This is a genomic window from Brevibacterium sp. VCM10 (assembly GCF_000583215.1).
GTDB lineage: Bacteria > Actinomycetota > Actinomycetes > Actinomycetales > Brevibacteriaceae > Brevibacterium > Brevibacterium linens.
Map to the genome: position 1 here is coordinate 47,248 of NZ_JAJB01000048.1, position 15,373 is coordinate 62,620.

The following is a 15,373-nucleotide window of genomic DNA, read 5'->3' on the forward strand; positions in this document are numbered from 1 at the left end:
GCTGACCGCGCAGACGCCAGACGCCGAACGGCCCAGTTGAAGTCGAAGAGCACACATTTGAACATGTGCTATTCAACTTCAACTGGGCCGTCAGCGTATGAGCACCGAGCCGCTCCAGCGAATTGAGCTCAGCTCACTGATAGGCGCGGTGGTACTGAGCCGGGCGGTAGTCGATGTCGAAGCGCAGGGCGCCGGCGGCGCGCAGCGCGAAGTTCGGGTCACGCAGGTGTTCGCGGCCCACAAGGATCGCATCGGCCTGACCGGTGGCCAGAATGTGCTCGCCCTGGAACGGTTCGTTGATCATTCCCACTGCCGCGGTCGGCAGGCCCGACCCTTGACGCACGCCGACGGCCAGGGTCGTCTGGTAGCCGGGACCGACGGGAATCGACGCCATCACATTGCCGCCGGAGGAGACGTCGATGAGGTCGACGCCGTGTTCCTTGAGCCATCCGGCGACGTGGACGGTGTCGTCGAGTGTGAGCCCACCGTCGGTCCAGTCCGTTGCGGACAGGCGCACGAACACGGGAACGTCCTCGCCCACCTCGGCGCGGGTGGCATCGACGATTTCGAGCAGCAGACGGGCCCGGTTCTCCAATGTTCCGCCGTAGGAGTCGGTGCGCGTATTGCTCAGCGGCGACAGGAACTCATGGAGGAGGTATCCGTGCGCGGCGTGGATCTCGACGAAGTCGAACCCGGCCTCGATCGCCCGGCGGGCCGAGGACCGGAAGGCCGCGACCACCTCGGCGATCTCCGTCTCAGTCAGGGCACGCGGTTCGGCGAGGCCCTCGAAGGCCAACGCGGACGGAGCCACGGTCTGCCAACCACCTTCGTCGACGGGCAGGCTGCCGTCGTGGTCGGTCCCCCACTCGGGATATGTCGAGGCCTTGCGGCCGGCATGGGCGAGCTGGATGCCCGCGGCGGCGCCCTGCGAGTGAAGGAAGTCGACGATGGGGGCGAAGGCGTCGCGCTGCGCGTCGTTCCACAGCCCCAGGTCCTTCGCCGAGATCCGCCCCTCGGGAGTGACGCCGGTGGCTTCGACAATGACGGCTCCCGCGCCTCCCCTGGCCATGGCGCCGTAGTGGACGGTGTGCCACGGTGCGGGAACGCCGTCGAGAGCCTCGACGGAGTACTGGCACATGGGCGGAACCCAGATGCGGTTGCGGAAGGTCAGTCCGCGCAGAGTGAGCGGTTCGAACAGCAGATGAGACATAAGACCTCGTGATCTCGTCGAGAATGATCGTCCAGAAGTATGAGATTCTTCGTACTTCGGGTTCGCACTCTACTACGATGAATTTCGTACTACCAAATGTTTCGTACAATGGGAGAGATACGGCGCTACCTGTGATCGGCGGCTGTTCAGACGACATCCACCGACGCTGACCGACACGATGGCGAGAAGGGAGGGTCCTTATGCGCACACTCGACCACCCCAGCAGGGGCGAGATGAGACTCGACGCGGTTCTGGCCGCGCTGGCCGACCCGGTCCGTCGGACCGTTGCCTGCAAGCTCAACGACGCATTCGGCGATCATGCGTGCGCGACCTTCGAGCTGCCGGTGTCGAAGTCCACGGCGACCTACCACTTCCGCACTCTGCGCGAAGCCGGCGTGATCCGACAGGAATATGAGGGCACGAAGATCATGAATTCCCTGCGCAAGGACGATCTCGACGCTCGCTTCCCCGGCCTCCTCGACGCCGTGTTCGCAGCCCAGTACATCGAACGCGCCGGGGCGACCGCCCCCGATCCTCAAGCCTGACCCGGCCGAGTCGCCACAGCGCCTGCACGAACAGGCACCTGTGCCCGCGAACGACAGTTAAGTATGCTCACGATCGAACTCAAAATCGGCGTAGCCGTCGCGCTTGACCTCGTCCCACCGCTCGAGGTAGGTGGGAACGCCACCCGAATAGTTGAGCATCTGCGCGGGCTTGCCGGGAACGTTGGCGCCCCAGAACCACGACTCTGCCTTGGGGAACAGGGAATTGACGAATAGGTCGTCGACATGGGCACGCCACTCCCGCTCGACCTCGGCGGTGGACTCGAAGCGCGAGATGCCTTTCAATCGGTCGTTCGTCTGCCCGGATGATTCGACGATAGATTCGCCGTCGACCCCCGCGGTGTCCTATATCGAGTCAGTCAGTCACCTTGTCGTCAAATGACGACAGATGCCGTAGATCTCCGTCCTCGCCGAGGCGGCTCAGCTCGTCCGTGCGGGAGCGAAGGCCCAGCCGCATCCGGGCACGACGAAAGGCGGTCGCACCGTCATCGATGTCGGCATCGATGACGGCACGACCGCCTCGGCGGGGTGTCCCAAGCGTCGGCTGTAGGACTCAGGGCCTGCCTGCGTGAGGGACGTCGACGGTTGTTGCGAGCATGCGTCCCTCGCGCGCTTTGCTGCGTGCGCCTTCATCCCAGTCGGGGGCCGCACACAGGAAGAGCGTCTTGCCGTCCTCGCCTCCGAGCGCAACGGCGAAGATTCCGTCCGGGGCGGTATTGACCTCCTCGAGAACCTTGCCGCCTTCGGCGATGCGAGTGGCCTTCTGGTTGACGGTGTTGGCGATCCACACCGCGCCCTCTGCATCGAGCGCGAGCCCGTCAGGGACGATCGTCGCGGCTTCGATCCGCTTGGCGACGTTCGGCTCATCGCCGATCTCACCGAAGTTCGCGAAATCCCGCTTGTTGCCCAGCGTTCCATCCGCCTCGATGTCGAAGGCGGTGATCTTGTTGCCGAAGAGTTCGTTGATAATCAGGGTCTTCCCGCCAGGGGTGATGACCATGCCGTTCGGGAACGAGAGTCCGCTGGCGACGACCTGGGAGGTGCCGTCGGTGTTGACGAGGATGACATTGGCGAACTCGTGGTCGGCCCCGCCCATGAGGTCGAACCCGAATTCTCCGACATAGGCCTGCCCGTTCTCCGCGACGACCATGTCGTTGGCGTGGCCGGAGCAGTGGGCGGAGATGTCGGCGTGCTCGACGAGCGACCCGTCGGTCTCGCGGCGGAGGATTTTGCGGTCCTTCATCGACACGATGAGCATCCGCCCATCCGGCAGCCAGCCCAGACCTGCGGGCTGCTGATCGACGACGGCGATTTCCTCGATGCTCCCGTCGTCATTGACCGCGTTGACCGTGAACGTATAGAAGTCCACGAACCACAGTCGACCATCATGCCACCGCGGGCACTCGAGGTAGGTGAATCCCTTGGCGACTTCCGAGATCTCGTTTCCACTCATTGCGACACCTGCTTTCTGCTGTCCGTCTTTGCACTCACCGTGTGACACGGCCTCCCAGCCGCCGTTGTTGCATTCTAGGACACTTCGCTGCTGAAGCGGCAACTGTAGAACTGAAGGTCCCAGCCAAGGCCGTCAGTCATCGAACACATCGAGGTGTTGACATTGAGCACAGCCGCTCGCCACAGAACCGCAGCCGCAGCAGAGCCTGTCGCTGACTTCGACGCGCAGGCGCTTCCTGATTCGGCGGCTATCCGGGCCGAGATCGATCGGTCATGGCGCCGTTGTCAGGTCATCGGAGTCAGCAGTTCCGCCAGAGAGCTGCCCTTCACCGACGAAGGCATTCCGGACAATCGGGTGCTGTTGGCAGCCCGTCCGGTCCTCGACCGATTGTCGGCTCAGCTGCAGGACGCCTCGGTGACCATCATTTTGGCCGACCGAGACGCCCGCATCATCGGCCGTTGGGCAGGCGAGCGTGAGTTGCTTCCCCGGCCTCCTCGACGCCGTGTTCGCCGCCCAGGACATCGAACGCGCCGAGGCGACCGCCCCTGAATCTCGCGACTGACCCGCCCGAGTCGCCTCCGCTCAGACGCGGCCGAAGCGGGCGAGCGACGCTCTCCCCTACGCAAGCAAGCCTCTCTCCTCCCGCTGACGAAACTTAAGTGGGGCCAGATTGCCCGCTGCTTACGAGTAGACGAGCAATCTGGATCCACTTAAGTCGCAATCGGGAGGACCGCGTCGTTCTGATTGAGCACCTCGACGTGGAAATCGACGATGCCGTCAGACCGGGCGTCAGCTGCTGACCGGCTGCCTCTCCTGCCGGGCCTTGGCCCGACCGCGCGCGAGATCGACCAGTCCGATGATTCCGGCGAAGACGATGACGAGCGCGATGAATCCGAAGCCCGCGACGATGGCGGCGCCGTAGCCGGCGAGAGGCTGGACGACGAAGAACACGGCGGTGACGATCGCGATGCCGATGGCCGTACCCACCCGCTGCCCGGTCTGCATCACACCGCCGGAGCTGCCCGCGTACTCGACGGGCACCTCGGCCAGAGTGAGCGTCTGGTTCGGGCTGATCGCCATTCCCTGCCCGAGGCCGGTGATCCCGAGCGTCAGCAGCAGCCACCAGATGCTGATCCCCCAGGCCTCATGTGCCAGTACGAGCAGCGCCGAGGCGACGACCCCGGTCAGACCGATCGCCACCCCGAGGACGACCATCTTCCGGCCGAAGGTGAGCACGACCCGGCCGGCTGCCTGTGCTGCGATGGCCGACAGCAGCGCCGAGGGCAGACCGACAAGGCCCGCGTGGAGGGCGGGGAATCCGAGACCGTTCTGCAGGTAGAGCGCGACGATGACCCAGATGCCGGGCATTCCGACGAAATACATGGACGTCAGCGATGCCCCGTAGGCGAAGCTGCGTGTCCGGAACAGCTGCATATCGACCATCGGTGATCCGCCCCGGCGAGAGTATCGGTTCTCCCATCGCACCCACAGGCAGACGACGGCGACGCCGACGGGGACGAGGGCATAGATCCAAGCACCTGCGCTGCGCTCGAGGAAGGGCAGCATGACCAGCAGCGTGCCGACGCCGAGCAGAACGAGCCCGACCGGGTCGAAGTCGGCGCGGCGTCGGCCGTGCGAGTCGGAGTCGGCACCGGACTCGGAATCGGTGTCGGACCCAGTGCCGGCGCCGACCCAGGCGCTCCTCGGGAGCCAGAACCGACCGAGGATGATTGCGGTCAAGGCGATCGGCACGTTGATGAGGAACGCCGAACGCCATCCCCACTCGTCGCCGAGGACAGCGATGAGTCCACCGCCGAGGACGGGGCCGATGCCCACGGAGACCCCGACGATCGTGCCGAACATTCCGAAGGCGCGACCGCGCACCTTGCCGTGGAAGTACTGCTGGAGCATCCCCACGCCCTGGGGGCTGAGCAGGCCGGAGCCCAGGCCCATGACGACACGGGCGATGTTGAGCACGAGCGGGTCCGGGGACAGTCCCGAGATGAGGGAACCGAGGGCGAAGACACTGACGCCGATGACGAAGAGCCGACCACGGCCGAAGAGGTCGCCGGCTCGGCCGGCGGCGACGAGGAGCACGCCGAAGGCGAGCGTATAGCCGGACAGAACCCACTGGATCGCCGAGTTCGAGGCGCCGATCGAGCGCTGCATGTCGGGGAGGATGACATTGACGATCGAGACGCTCAGCAGCGACATGAACATCGGGACGAGCATCACCGCCAGGATCTTGCGCTGCTCTGCCGTCATGACCGTCTCGGAAACATTACCCATTCATATAGTTCTACGCCGCCCTGCCGACAAGCACAATCGGCCCCCGTGGTGCGTTTGCTCACGCGCCACGGAGGCCGATGTATCCGCCGACGGTGCGGCGGGCCTGCTCCCTTACTCCCCGCGGCCGATGGCGTCCACGGCTGTCGGGTCGGAGGAGTGCAGGAACTCCTCGATGCGCGCGGCCTCTTCGCCTTCGCCGATCGCTCCGGCGGCACGGCCGAGGGCGTAGAGCGCACGGAGGAATCCGCGGTTGACTTCGTGCGAGTACGGGATCGGGCCGGCACCGCGCCATCCGGCGGCACGCAGGGCATCGAGCCCGCGGTGGTAGCCGACGCGGGCGTAGGCATAGGCGTCGACGAGGCGGCCCTCCTGATGCGCTTCATCGGCGAGTTCCGCCCACGCCAAGGATGAGGCCGGCAGTGCGGCTGCCACGTCGATGGGCTCTTCACCTGCGTCGATGCGCTTGCGAGCGTCGACGTCCGGGTGGTCGTCCGGCAGGTAGGTCGGCTGCGGGCCGAGCTGGCTGGCATCCAGATTCCCGATATGCGATGGGTTGCCGATGGGCTGAGTCATTGCGTCTCCTTGGTTATCGAGGTCAGTTCTTCTTCACTTCGGACGGCAGGATTGTGTACGGGTTCTCACTCAGCGCGCCGGTGACTCCGGCATCTGCGAGCTTCTCGAGCTGCTTCTCGTCCTTGACGTCGGTGGCCCAGACGGCCAGGTCGACCCCGGTCCACTTCTCGGCGGCATCGGCCTCGACGGCCAGGGCCGTGTATCCGCTACCGGAAAGCGACTCGTTCCGTGTTGCCGTCACGTCCCCGGTGAACATGGCGCCGACTCCGGCATCGGCGGCGGCACGGGCCACCTCGGGGTCATCGGTGCGCACGAGCGTCGAATCCTCGAGCCCCGCCTCGGTGATGGTCTTCAATGCCGGTGCGGCCACCTCGGTGGAGTCGATGGCGGGCATGAACACGGTGTCCCCGCCGAACTCGTCGACGATCTGGTCCCAGGTGATGGGCTCGCCGGGGCTCGTGTCCTTCCGGGCCGGTTTGATGGTCTGGTCGAGGAATTCGTCGGAGTCGAGCTCGTCGAGGTTCTTCTTCAGACCCATGTCGTCGGCGGCGGTCTCCGGGTTCGCGGCCACGATCGTGCCGTCGCCCAGCGCGGTGAGCGTGGGTGCGGGCAGGTAGCCGAACTTCACGTTCTCGGTGAAGGCGAGCTTCGAGTTCGCCGGGTACACCGACGATCCGCCGTCGAGGGCGCCTACGGCCGGTGGGTTGAGCGAATCGACGGTCAGCTGGTCGTCGGAGCCGAAGAGGTTCATCGCGAACACGCCCGCGACGAGGACGACGACGATGATTCCGGCCCACAGGGGTGCGTTGAACTTCTTCGGCTCGGGACGATCGGGCACGGGAATCCGCTCGCGGGATTCGGGATCGACGCTCGGCAGCGGATCATTGGTGCCGCGACCGTAGCGGTCCCGGTGGGCCCGGTTCGGCTTCTTCTTGCTCATCGGCTGCTGTCCTTCGTCGTTCCGGCCCCGGTGACGAGTCCCCGGAGGAACCCGGCGCCCCAGCACAGGTGCATGGTCGGCAGGACGATGCCGAACCAGAATCGCTCACGTCGTCCGCAGTCCTTCGCCGCCGAGGCGGTGGCCAGGATTCCGGCGATGTAGCCGAAGCTCGGCACGTGGATGAGCGAGGTGAACCGGCGGAGGAACTTCGGCCACCGCTTCGTCGTGCCCGTCAGCTGGAGCACGGTCTCGATCACGGCCGCGCTCATGCCGAGCACGAGCAGCGGCGGGGCGAAGTAGCGCAGCGAGTTCTGGGGTCCGTAGCGGCGGATGAGTTCGGCCCGCCAGATTCCGGTGGCCCAGAACTGTTGGGCGATCTTCGCCCAGGTGCCGCGCGGCCAATAGGTGACTTCCATGTCGGGGTTGAACCAGATGCGGCCGCCGGCGGTGCGGATGCGCAGGTTGAGCTCCCAGTCCTGACCGCGTTTGACGCCTTCGTCGAACCCGCCGAGGTGGTCGAACACTTCCCGACGATAGACACCGAGGTAGGCCGATTCGGCTTCCTGCGCCTCGTCGCCGGAGTGGTACGCGGGACCGCCGAGGCCGACCGGGGACATATAGGCCCGCGCCACGGCTTTCTGGAAGGAGGTCCTGCCGCGGGCGAGCATGAGTCCGCCGCAGTTCGCGGTCTTCGTCGCACGCAGAGTCTCGATGGCCTGCTTGGTGTAGTCGGGCCTCAGTCCGGAGTGCGCGTCGACGCGGATGATCACCGGGTGCCGGGTCGCGGCGATGGCGAGGTTGAGTCCGATCGGGGTCGCGGCCTGCGGATTGTCGACCGTCTGGATCCGCGGATCACGCGCAGCCATCGATGCGATGATGGCATTCGTATCGTCGGTCGAGGGACCGAGAGCCAGCACGATCTCCTTGCCCCCGTCATACTCCTGCGCGAGGATCGTGGTGATCGCCTGCTCGATGTGCTCGGCCTCGTTGAGGACCGGCATGATGAAGGAGACACCGGGCTTCTGGTTAAGCGGCGGAAGACCCTCCGGGGTCAGGATCTCAAGTACTTTCGACACGCCCTCAATCTTCCCATACCCGCGCGCACCCGGTCTTGAGGGAGCGTACAGGTGGGGCCCGCACGCTCCGGACGCCCAGTTGGTGCCGGACGCCTCGTTGGCGCCAGGGCCCGGCTCACAGACCCCGAGCGATGAGCTCCTTCATGATCTCGTTCGTACCGCCGTAGATCTTCTGCACCCGGGCATCGGCGTAGAGGCGAGCAATCGGGTATTCGACCATGTACCCGTAGCCGCCGAAGACCTGCAGGCAGCGGTCGACGACCCGGTTCTGGGCATCCGTGGCCCAGTACTTCCCGGCCGACGCCTGCTCTGTCGTCAGCGTTCCCTTGATGTGCTCGCTGGTGAGGTGGTCGATGAAGGTGCGGACGGACAATGCCTCGGTGGCACACTCGGCGAGGACGAACTTCGTGTTCTGGAAACCGAGGATGGGCCTGCCGAAGGCCTCCCGCTCCTTCGCATAGGCGACGGTCTCCCGGACGGCGAATTCCGCGGTCGCGGCACCGCCGACGGCGATCGCCAACCGCTCCTGAGGCAGTTGCTGCATGAGTTGGATGAACCCGCGGCCCTCGACTCCGCCGAGGACGTTCTCGGCAGGGACGCGCATGTCCTCGAAGAACAGCTCCCGCGTGTCCTGTCCGTGCAGTCCGACCTTCTCCAGCACTCGTCCGCGCGAGAACCCCGGCAGATCGTTGACCTCGGCCACGATGAGCGAAACGCCCTTCGCACCGGGCTCGTCGCTCGTGCGGGCCACGATGATGACGAGGTCGGCGTGGGACCCGTTGGTGATGAAGGTCTTGGCGCCGTTGATGACGTATTCGTCGCCGTCACGCACCGCCCGGGTCGTGATGTTCTGCAGGTCCGAGCCGGTGCCCGGTTCGGTCATCGCGATCGACGAGACGAGCTCGCCGGTGGCCATGCGGGGCAGCCACCTGCGCTTCTGCTCTTCGGTGCCGAAGGCGTTGATGTAGTGGGCGTTGATCGTCGAGTGGACGCTGTTGCCCCATGCGGTGTCGCCGACGAACCCCTGTTCCTGCAGGAGCACCGCCTCGTGGGCGAAGGTGCCGCCACCGCCGCCGTACTCTTCGGGGATCGAGATGCACAGCAGACCGGCATCGCCGGCCCGGGTCCACGTTTCGCGATCGACCTGCTTCTGTTCGGCGAAGCGGGCCTCGTGCGGCACGATCTCCTTGGCGAAGAATCCGCGTGCCAGATCACGCAGGTCGTCGGTCTCCTGGGTTTCCCAGGCGCCGCGGTATCCGTCGAGAATCATTGTGATGTCTCCTGAATCTGCTCGTCGTGTTGGTTCCGAAGGGCCGTGCCGGCCCCAGAGAGGTCAGTGGTGGGAGGTGCTGATGAGGGGGATGCGGGGTGCTGGTGCGGGGATGCGCTCCGGGTGATCATGTGGGGGGGGGTATTCGTGTGTGCGATGTTCAGCCGAGAGCGACTCGCTCAATGGGCAGATCATGCTCGGCTGCGAAGTCGATCCAGTACGCCGTCGGCTCGGCGGCGAAGGCCTTCTCGAGTTCCTCGTGTTCGGACCCGACGAGGGAGGCCAGCGCCTTCGCGAAATGAGGCTCGAGGCAGGCGACGGCAATATGACCGTCAGCCGTCGAGTAGGTCCGATAGAAAGGCGTTCCCCCGCCGAGGGGACCTCCCGGTGTGCTCATTTTGTGCCGTGCCGGTCCCGCCGCCCATTCGGCCGCCTGGTCGAGGACGACGCGACGGACGATTCCGCCGCTGTGCTGACCGTTCGCGTCCTGATCACCGGCACCCTGGGCAGCAGTGCGTCGGGTCTCGAGTTCGTGCAGCCCTGCCAGAGCCTGGAGTGCCGCGTGCTCGCCGCCGAGGACATCGGCGACGGGCACTGTGGGCATGGTTCCGGGCAGGAGGGTGGAGTGAGCGGCCTGATAGGTGAGGTCGTGGCCGGGGACGTCGGCGCGGTCGCCGGCAAAGCCGACGATCTCGACGTGGACCAGCCCGTGTTCGTCGACGAGTTCCGGCAGGCCGAGAGCGGCGGCTGCGCGGGGACGCATCGAGGTGAGCAGCAGGTCGGCCGCGGCCAAGAGCGTCCGGAGCTGTTCGATTCCCTCATCATCTTTGAGGTCGATGGTGCGGATCTCCTGGCCGTCGGTGAGCTCCTGGTAGTAGGCGGGGAACATCAGGTTGAGGGGATCGCCGACGGGCGGTTCGACCTTGATGACCCGGGCACCGAGAGCATGCAGGCGCGCTGCCGCCAGCGGTCCCGGCAGATTGACGGCAAGAGAGATCACCGTGACTCCCCTGAGCGGTTGAGAGGCGGTCATTCGCGGATCCCCCGGTCGAGTCGAATCAACTTTCCTGAATGAATGTATAGGATATTGAAAGAACGTTCAATGATATGACGAGAAGTTTCCGGTTTCCAGGTACGAACACCGACACGAGCACGAGCATCGGCAGGAGAAAGGGCAACAGCAACGGTCTGAGAGAATGGCCGCGGACGACAGAGGTGAGGACATGGATATGCCGATGAATGCGGAGCGCAAGAGCAGGAACGCCGACGCCGGCGACTCCTCGGCGATAGATCTCACGAGCCGTGCCCGGATTCGCAATGCCGGTCTCCATCAGTTCGCCACGACCGGATTCGCCGGCACTCCCCTGCGCGCGATCGCCTCCGAGGCGGGAGTGGCCATCGGCCTGATCTCACATCACTTCGGCTCGAAGGACGGACTGCGGGCGGCCGTCGAGGGTTGGGTCGTCGACCAATTCGCCGCAGCGATCACCGAAGCCGATGCCGCAGCTCCGGACTCCGTCGCGGATACCGCCGGGCGTGATGCCGCGGTGGCTCAGATGCTCAAGGCGAACTCGCTCATCGTCGGCTATCTGCGTCGCGAACTCCTCGAAGACTCCGCCGATCGCACTCTCATCACACGCCTGGCCCGGCTCTCGCTGCAGAGTGTCGACTCGATGCGCTCGGGCGGCGTCGCCTCGACGGACAGGGATCGCGTCGATCAGGTCGTCACCGTCATGGTCCGACAGCTGGGCAGACTGTTCCTTCAGCCGCTCGTCGATCAGGTCGTCGACTCATTTCCCACTGATGAGCGCCCGGCCGCCAAGCCGGAGCTGACGATCACCGTGCGCACACCGCAGAATTGATCCAGCTCAACTGCACCCGCCCTCGCCTGCGCGGATATCACGCCGGCCGCCCTCCGGGTGGTCAGCAGGGAGCATGGGCGCTCCGGGACACTCCGACCTTCCAGCACGCCTTCGCGGCAGCTCTGGCCGGATCCCACAGCGTCACCCTCGACGGAACACGGCGTGAACGACCCGACGGAACGAGCCTGGCCAGACGGTCGAGGGCTGCGAGCTCCCTGGCGGCGAGGCCCTCAGAGGCTCTGCCACTCCGGCTTGTTCTCGTACGCGTGGCGGTAGTAGTCGCCGAGCTGCAGCCTCGACGCCGCAGCATCGTCGAGCATGACCGTGACATGCGGGTGCATCTGGAGCACGGTCGCCGGCCACATCGCGGAGATCGGCCCTTCGACCATCTGATGCACTGCCTCGGCCTTGTTGCCTCCGGTCGCGACGAGCACGAGATGCTTCGCCTCCATGATCGTGCCCAACCCTTGGGTCAGGCACAGTTTCGGCACCTGCTCGACGTCGCCGTCGAAGAACCGCGCATTGTCGAGCCGCGTCTGATGCGTCAGGGACTTCACTCGCGTCCGCGAGGCCAGGGATGATCCGGGTTCGTTGAACGCGATGTGACCGTCGCTGCCGATCCCGAGGATCTGCAGGTCGATCCCGCCCGCCTCGGCGATCTTTCGCTCATAGTCCGCCGAGGCGGCCGCCAGGTCATCGGCGGATCCCTCGGGGCCGTGGACGGCCCCCTCGGCGAAATCGACGCGAGTGGCGATCTCAGCGTCGATGACGTTGCGATAGCGCTGCGGATGCTCGTCGGCGATTCCGACGTATTCGTCGAGCATGAACGCCTGCGCGTGAGCGAAGGACAGACCCTCGTTCTTGTGGCGGGTGGTCAGCTCATCGTAGATGCGCAGCGGGCTCGACCCGGTGGCCAGCCCGATGACCGGGGCGGCTTCGGTGCGCAGCAGCCGCTCGATCGCGTCGGCGGCGAGTTCCGACAGCGTGTATTCATCGGCGATGACGACTTCCATGTTGTCTCCTTCTGCGTTCAGTCAATCATTTCTGTTCGAAGGCGCATGATCGGCTCATAGTGGATGGTGATCGCGGCGCGGAAAGCCTCGACACGCCGGATTCCGCCGCTTCGAGCATAAGGCCCTGGGCCTGCGCGGTCTGCTCCAGGTCGGAGGCCACGGCTACATTGAGTTTGGGCAGGACGGCAGTGTGCACTGACCATCGGAGAGAATGAGAGCCTTGATTCTGTCGGAGGTCGTCACTTTCCGTCCGGTCTCTGTCGGATCCGCCATGATCACCTGCCGGTGGTCGTTCCACGCTGAGCCTCCAGTCTACGTCTGACATCAGATGTATCGGTGATGAGCTCCCCCTCGAGACGAGAACCAGCGGCCTTGTCATATACGCGGCGCTCGATGACTACTAGAGTGATAGGAGTCAGCGGTCGTCGCACGGCCGACAACCACGACCCATTGGAGGAGTCATGAGTGGAGTGGCGGTCACCATCGCCGTTGTCATCATCATCCTCGTCGTCGCCGTCCTGCTGTTCGGGAAGCTGCGCACGAGCGTGTTCTTCACGGTGAAGACGCAGGAGAACGTCATCGTCGAACGGTTCGGCAAGTTCAAGAAGGTCGCGCGGCCGGGACTGAACACGAAGGTGCCGTTCATCGAGACGACGAGCAGGCCGATCTCGCTGCGCGTCCAGCAGCTCGAGGTCAACATCGAGTCGAAGACGAAGGACAACGTCTTCGTCACGGTGCCGGTCGCCGTCCAGTACGTTGTCGAAGAGGACAACGTCGCCGATGCCTATTACCGTCTGGCGAATTCGGAGGAGCAGATCCGCTCCTATGTCTTCGACACCGTCCGTTCGGCACTGTCGGGACTGACGCTCGACACCGCGTTCGAGTCGAAGGACGACATCGCCGAAAACGTCGAGCGCCGACTGTCGGAGTCGATGAAGCGCTACGGCTTCAAGATCGTGAGCACTCTGGTCACGGACATCACCCCTGATCCGCGCGTGCGGGATTCGATGAACTCGATCAACGCCGCGCAGCGTGACAAGGTCGCCGCGCAGTCGCTGGCCGAGGCCGACAAGATCAAGCGCGTGACTCAGGCGCAGGCCGAATCCGAGGCGATGCGCCTGCACGGTGAAGGCGTGGCCGCTCAGCGGAAGGCGATCGCCAACGGCATCGCCGAACAGTACGCACTGCTCCAGGAGGTGGGCATCCACAAGACTGCCGAGCAGCTGCTGATGATGACCCAGTACTTCGACACGATGCAGAACGTCGCGCAGGAGGGCCGGTCGAACGTGCTGTTCATGCCGTCGAACCCGGGCGGCCTGGGCGAGATGGGGCAGGAGATCCGCAACGCCCTGTTCGCCGCGAATGCCGCCGACGAAGGCTCGCATCTGCCCGCTCCGCAGGGCCGCGATGATGCGGGCGATGACTCCAGGCGCAGCTCCGGCGGCACCGGCGGCACGAACGTCCCGCCGCAGCCGACGACTCCCCCGGCAGATCGGTCCGGGCAGTATGCCGGCGGACAGAACCAGGGCGGCTCCCGACAGAGAGCAGGCGGACAGGGCCAGCCGGGGCAGGGCCAAGGTCAGCACGGTCAGCAGGGACACACGGATCCGCGCTCCGCGGCCCAGTCGGCCGTTCGCGCCGCCGCCGAGCAGTGGCGCAACCGCCGAGGCGGCAACCAGGGCTGATTCGGCAGCGCTGAGCCGGCAGCGCTGGGCCGGCAGCGCTGGGCCGGCAGAGCTGAACCGGCCGACAGAGCTGAGCCGGCAGTGCTGAACCGGCAGACACCGCTCAGCGCACACCGCCGAGGGGCGGGTGAAGAGTGATCTTCACCCGCCCCTCATCCGTATGCGCACCCCCGGAAATCCACTTGGGAACTCCACCACCGGCGGGGTCCTCCCCGCAGGAACTCGCCGCCACCTGGGAACTTCTCTTCCTAGAAACTCGCCGCCACCTGGGCAATCGACGCCTCCCGTGAACTGGCTGACTCCTAGGAACTCGATGCCTTTCGGGATTATTGGTTGTGCGCAATTGAATTGTGTGCAATCATTTTTCACATGAACGCGCTCGATCTCGACCGGCAGCTCTGCTTCGCTCTCTATTCGGCGTCACGAGCTATGACCGCGTCGTACAAAGATCTCCTTGCCGAACTCGGCATCACCTATCCGCAGTATCTGGTGATGCTCGTGCTGTGGGAGGAGGGCTCCGACGACGATGGTGTGACGGTCAAGCGCCTCGGCGAGCGTCTGCAGCTCGACTCGGGCACGCTCTCCCCCTTGCTGTCACGACTCGAATCGCTCGGCTTCGTCACCCGCCATCGTTCCGCCGAGGATTCGCGCAGAGTTCTCGTCCGCGCCACCGCCGAGGGCGCAGCGGCCAAAGAACGCGCCGAATGCGTACCGGCCCGGATCGGTGAGCGCACGAACCTCGACCCAGCGTCGATGCCCGAGCTACTGGAGACTCTGCGCACGCTGACGAGGAACCTGCGCGCGGAACCCGCGCCGGTCGAGTCCCCCGACCCCCTACCGCACCATTGAACTCACACCCCACCTCTGCATTCTCAGCGCGCCACTGACCCCGTACCGCAACGCTGAACCCGCATTTCACCATCGACCCCCACTGATCACCGCCGACCCCACTGATCACCACTGATCCGACAATGCACCACCAACGGAAGGAAACATCATGAAGGCTCTCTACACAGCAGAAGCACTGGCCACAGGCGAAGGCCGCGACGGCCACGGACGCACGAGCGACGGAAAGGTCGATGTCGATCTCGCGACTCCGACCGAGATGGGCGGCAGCGGCAACGGCACGAATCCCGAACAGCTCTTCGCCGTCGGCTACGCGGCCTGCTATCACTCAGCGCTGCGCCTCGTGGCCGGTCAGGCTAAGGCGAACGTCGACGATTCCACGGTCGGCTCACGCGTGAGCATCGGCAAGGACAATGAGGGCGGGTTCCAGCTCGCCGCCGAACTCGAGGTCACACTCCCGCACCTCGACAAGGCAGAGGCCCAGGCGCTGGCCGACAAGGCCCACAAGGTGTGCCCGTACTCCAACGCCACCCGCGGCAACATCGACGTCACCATCACCGTCACGGACGACTGAGCGGCAACGCGGCAACGCA

At 65.4% G+C, this 15,373-nt stretch carries 15 protein-coding genes; 5 read left to right on the forward strand and 10 right to left on the reverse strand.

Annotation, left to right across the window (positions count from 1 at the left end):
* Nucleotides 1-133: 133 nt before the first annotated feature.
* Nucleotides 134-1,210, reverse strand: coding sequence for an NADH:flavin oxidoreductase/NADH oxidase (locus AD89_RS0114235; protein ID WP_025779990.1), 1,077 nt, complete (start codon nucleotides 1,208-1,210; stop codon nucleotides 134-136).
* A 200-nt stretch (nucleotides 1,211-1,410) separates the two neighbouring features.
* On the opposite strand from AD89_RS0114235, the gene AD89_RS0114240 reads away from it, so the two are divergent.
* Nucleotides 1,411-1,755: an ArsR/SmtB family transcription factor gene (locus AD89_RS0114240; RefSeq protein ID WP_025779992.1), complete on the forward strand. Its 345-nt coding sequence runs from the start codon at nucleotides 1,411-1,413 to the stop codon at nucleotides 1,753-1,755.
* 57 nt (nucleotides 1,756-1,812) lie between these two features.
* On the opposite strand, the gene AD89_RS0114245 is transcribed toward AD89_RS0114240, so the two are convergent.
* The 8 genes from AD89_RS0114245 to AD89_RS0114285 form a co-directional block, all read right to left on the reverse strand.
* Nucleotides 1,813-2,058: a hypothetical protein gene (locus AD89_RS0114245; RefSeq protein ID WP_025779994.1), complete on the reverse strand. Its 246-nt coding sequence runs from the start codon at nucleotides 2,056-2,058 to the stop codon at nucleotides 1,813-1,815.
* Between the two features lie 268 nt (nucleotides 2,059-2,326).
* A complete protein-coding gene (locus AD89_RS0114250) occupies nucleotides 2,327-3,226 on the reverse strand; it encodes an SMP-30/gluconolactonase/LRE family protein (protein ID WP_025779995.1) in 900 nt (299 codons plus the stop codon).
* Nucleotides 3,227-4,015: 789 nt separating this feature from the next.
* Nucleotides 4,016-5,515 carry an MFS transporter gene (locus tag AD89_RS0114260; RefSeq protein ID WP_035320933.1) on the reverse strand — a complete coding sequence of 500 codons (1,500 nt, stop codon included), beginning with the start codon at nucleotides 5,513-5,515 and terminating at the stop codon, nucleotides 4,016-4,018.
* 111 nt (nucleotides 5,516-5,626) lie between these two features.
* Nucleotides 5,627-6,088, reverse strand: a complete 462-nt coding sequence (locus AD89_RS0114265; protein ID WP_025779998.1) for a DUF3151 domain-containing protein — start codon at nucleotides 6,086-6,088, stop codon at nucleotides 5,627-5,629.
* Nucleotides 6,089-6,110: 22 nt separating this feature from the next.
* Nucleotides 6,111-7,028 (reverse strand): hypothetical protein, encoded by a 918-nt coding sequence (locus tag AD89_RS0114270; RefSeq protein WP_025780000.1) that lies wholly within the window; start codon nucleotides 7,026-7,028, stop codon nucleotides 6,111-6,113.
* The gene (locus tag AD89_RS0114275; RefSeq protein ID WP_025780002.1) at nucleotides 7,025-8,104 is read right to left on the reverse strand and encodes a glycosyltransferase family 2 protein; all 1,080 of its coding nucleotides are present in this window, start codon (nucleotides 8,102-8,104) and stop codon (nucleotides 7,025-7,027) included. Before AD89_RS0114275 ends, AD89_RS0114270 begins: the two co-directional genes overlap by 4 nt.
* A gap of 115 nt (nucleotides 8,105-8,219) precedes the next feature.
* Nucleotides 8,220-9,374 (reverse strand): acyl-CoA dehydrogenase family protein, encoded by a 1,155-nt coding sequence (locus AD89_RS0114280; protein WP_025780004.1) that lies wholly within the window; start codon nucleotides 9,372-9,374, stop codon nucleotides 8,220-8,222.
* Between the two features lie 160 nt (nucleotides 9,375-9,534).
* Nucleotides 9,535-10,407 (reverse strand): CoA transferase, encoded by an 873-nt coding sequence (locus tag AD89_RS0114285; protein WP_025780006.1) that lies wholly within the window; start codon nucleotides 10,405-10,407, stop codon nucleotides 9,535-9,537.
* Between the two features lie 190 nt (nucleotides 10,408-10,597).
* Here AD89_RS0114285 and AD89_RS0114290 point away from each other — a divergent pair, with 190 nt between their 5' ends.
* Nucleotides 10,598-11,236, forward strand: a complete 639-nt coding sequence (locus tag AD89_RS0114290) for a TetR/AcrR family transcriptional regulator (protein ID WP_231488698.1) — start codon at nucleotides 10,598-10,600, stop codon at nucleotides 11,234-11,236.
* 230 nt (nucleotides 11,237-11,466) lie between these two features.
* On the opposite strand, the gene nagB is transcribed toward AD89_RS0114290, so the two are convergent.
* Nucleotides 11,467-12,249, reverse strand: a complete 783-nt coding sequence (gene nagB, locus AD89_RS0114295) for a glucosamine-6-phosphate deaminase (protein WP_025780010.1) — start codon at nucleotides 12,247-12,249, stop codon at nucleotides 11,467-11,469.
* A gap of 461 nt (nucleotides 12,250-12,710) precedes the next feature.
* Here nagB and AD89_RS18750 point away from each other — a divergent pair, with 461 nt between their 5' ends.
* The 3 genes from AD89_RS18750 to AD89_RS0114315 all read left to right on the forward strand — a co-directional run bounded on the left by AD89_RS18750 (nucleotide 12,711) and on the right by AD89_RS0114315 (nucleotide 15,354).
* Complete coding sequence (locus tag AD89_RS18750) at nucleotides 12,711-13,934, forward strand: SPFH domain-containing protein (protein ID WP_231488700.1); 1,224 nt, start codon at nucleotides 12,711-12,713, stop codon at nucleotides 13,932-13,934.
* 369 nt (nucleotides 13,935-14,303) lie between these two features.
* Nucleotides 14,304-14,783, forward strand: a complete 480-nt coding sequence (locus AD89_RS20505; protein WP_025780014.1) for a MarR family winged helix-turn-helix transcriptional regulator — start codon at nucleotides 14,304-14,306, stop codon at nucleotides 14,781-14,783.
* A 148-nt stretch (nucleotides 14,784-14,931) separates the two neighbouring features.
* The gene (locus AD89_RS0114315) at nucleotides 14,932-15,354 is read left to right on the forward strand and encodes an organic hydroperoxide resistance protein (RefSeq protein ID WP_025780016.1); all 423 of its coding nucleotides are present in this window, start codon (nucleotides 14,932-14,934) and stop codon (nucleotides 15,352-15,354) included.
* The last annotated feature ends 19 nt before the right edge of the window (nucleotides 15,355-15,373 follow it).

Bases quoted from the DNA above. Each gene is read 5' to 3' on its own strand.
- AD89_RS0114235 (WP_025779990.1), bottom strand. From the start codon at position 1,210: ATGTCTCATCTGCTGTTCGAACCGCTCACTCTGCGCGGACTGACCTTC.
- AD89_RS0114240 (WP_025779992.1), top strand. From the start codon at position 1,411: ATGCGCACACTCGACCACCCCAGCAGGGGCGAGATGAGACTCGACGCG.
- AD89_RS0114250 (WP_025779995.1), bottom strand. From the start codon at position 3,226: ATGAGTGGAAACGAGATCTCGGAAGTCGCCAAGGGATTCACCTACCTC.
- AD89_RS0114260 (WP_035320933.1), bottom strand. From the start codon at position 5,515: ATGGGTAATGTTTCCGAGACGGTCATGACGGCAGAGCAGCGCAAGATC.
- AD89_RS0114265 (WP_025779998.1), bottom strand. From the start codon at position 6,088: ATGACTCAGCCCATCGGCAACCCATCGCATATCGGGAATCTGGATGCC.
- AD89_RS0114270 (WP_025780000.1), bottom strand. From the start codon at position 7,028: ATGAGCAAGAAGAAGCCGAACCGGGCCCACCGGGACCGCTACGGTCGC.
- AD89_RS0114280 (WP_025780004.1), bottom strand. From the start codon at position 9,374: ATGATTCTCGACGGATACCGCGGCGCCTGGGAAACCCAGGAGACCGAC.
- AD89_RS0114285 (WP_025780006.1), bottom strand. From the start codon at position 10,407: ATGACCGCCTCTCAACCGCTCAGGGGAGTCACGGTGATCTCTCTTGCC.
- AD89_RS0114290 (WP_231488698.1), top strand. From the start codon at position 10,598: ATGGATATGCCGATGAATGCGGAGCGCAAGAGCAGGAACGCCGACGCC.
- nagB (WP_025780010.1), bottom strand. From the start codon at position 12,249: ATGGAAGTCGTCATCGCCGATGAATACACGCTGTCGGAACTCGCCGCC.
- AD89_RS18750 (WP_231488700.1), top strand. From the start codon at position 12,711: ATGAGTGGAGTGGCGGTCACCATCGCCGTTGTCATCATCATCCTCGTC.
- AD89_RS20505 (WP_025780014.1), top strand. From the start codon at position 14,304: ATGAACGCGCTCGATCTCGACCGGCAGCTCTGCTTCGCTCTCTATTCG.
- AD89_RS0114315 (WP_025780016.1), top strand. From the start codon at position 14,932: ATGAAGGCTCTCTACACAGCAGAAGCACTGGCCACAGGCGAAGGCCGC.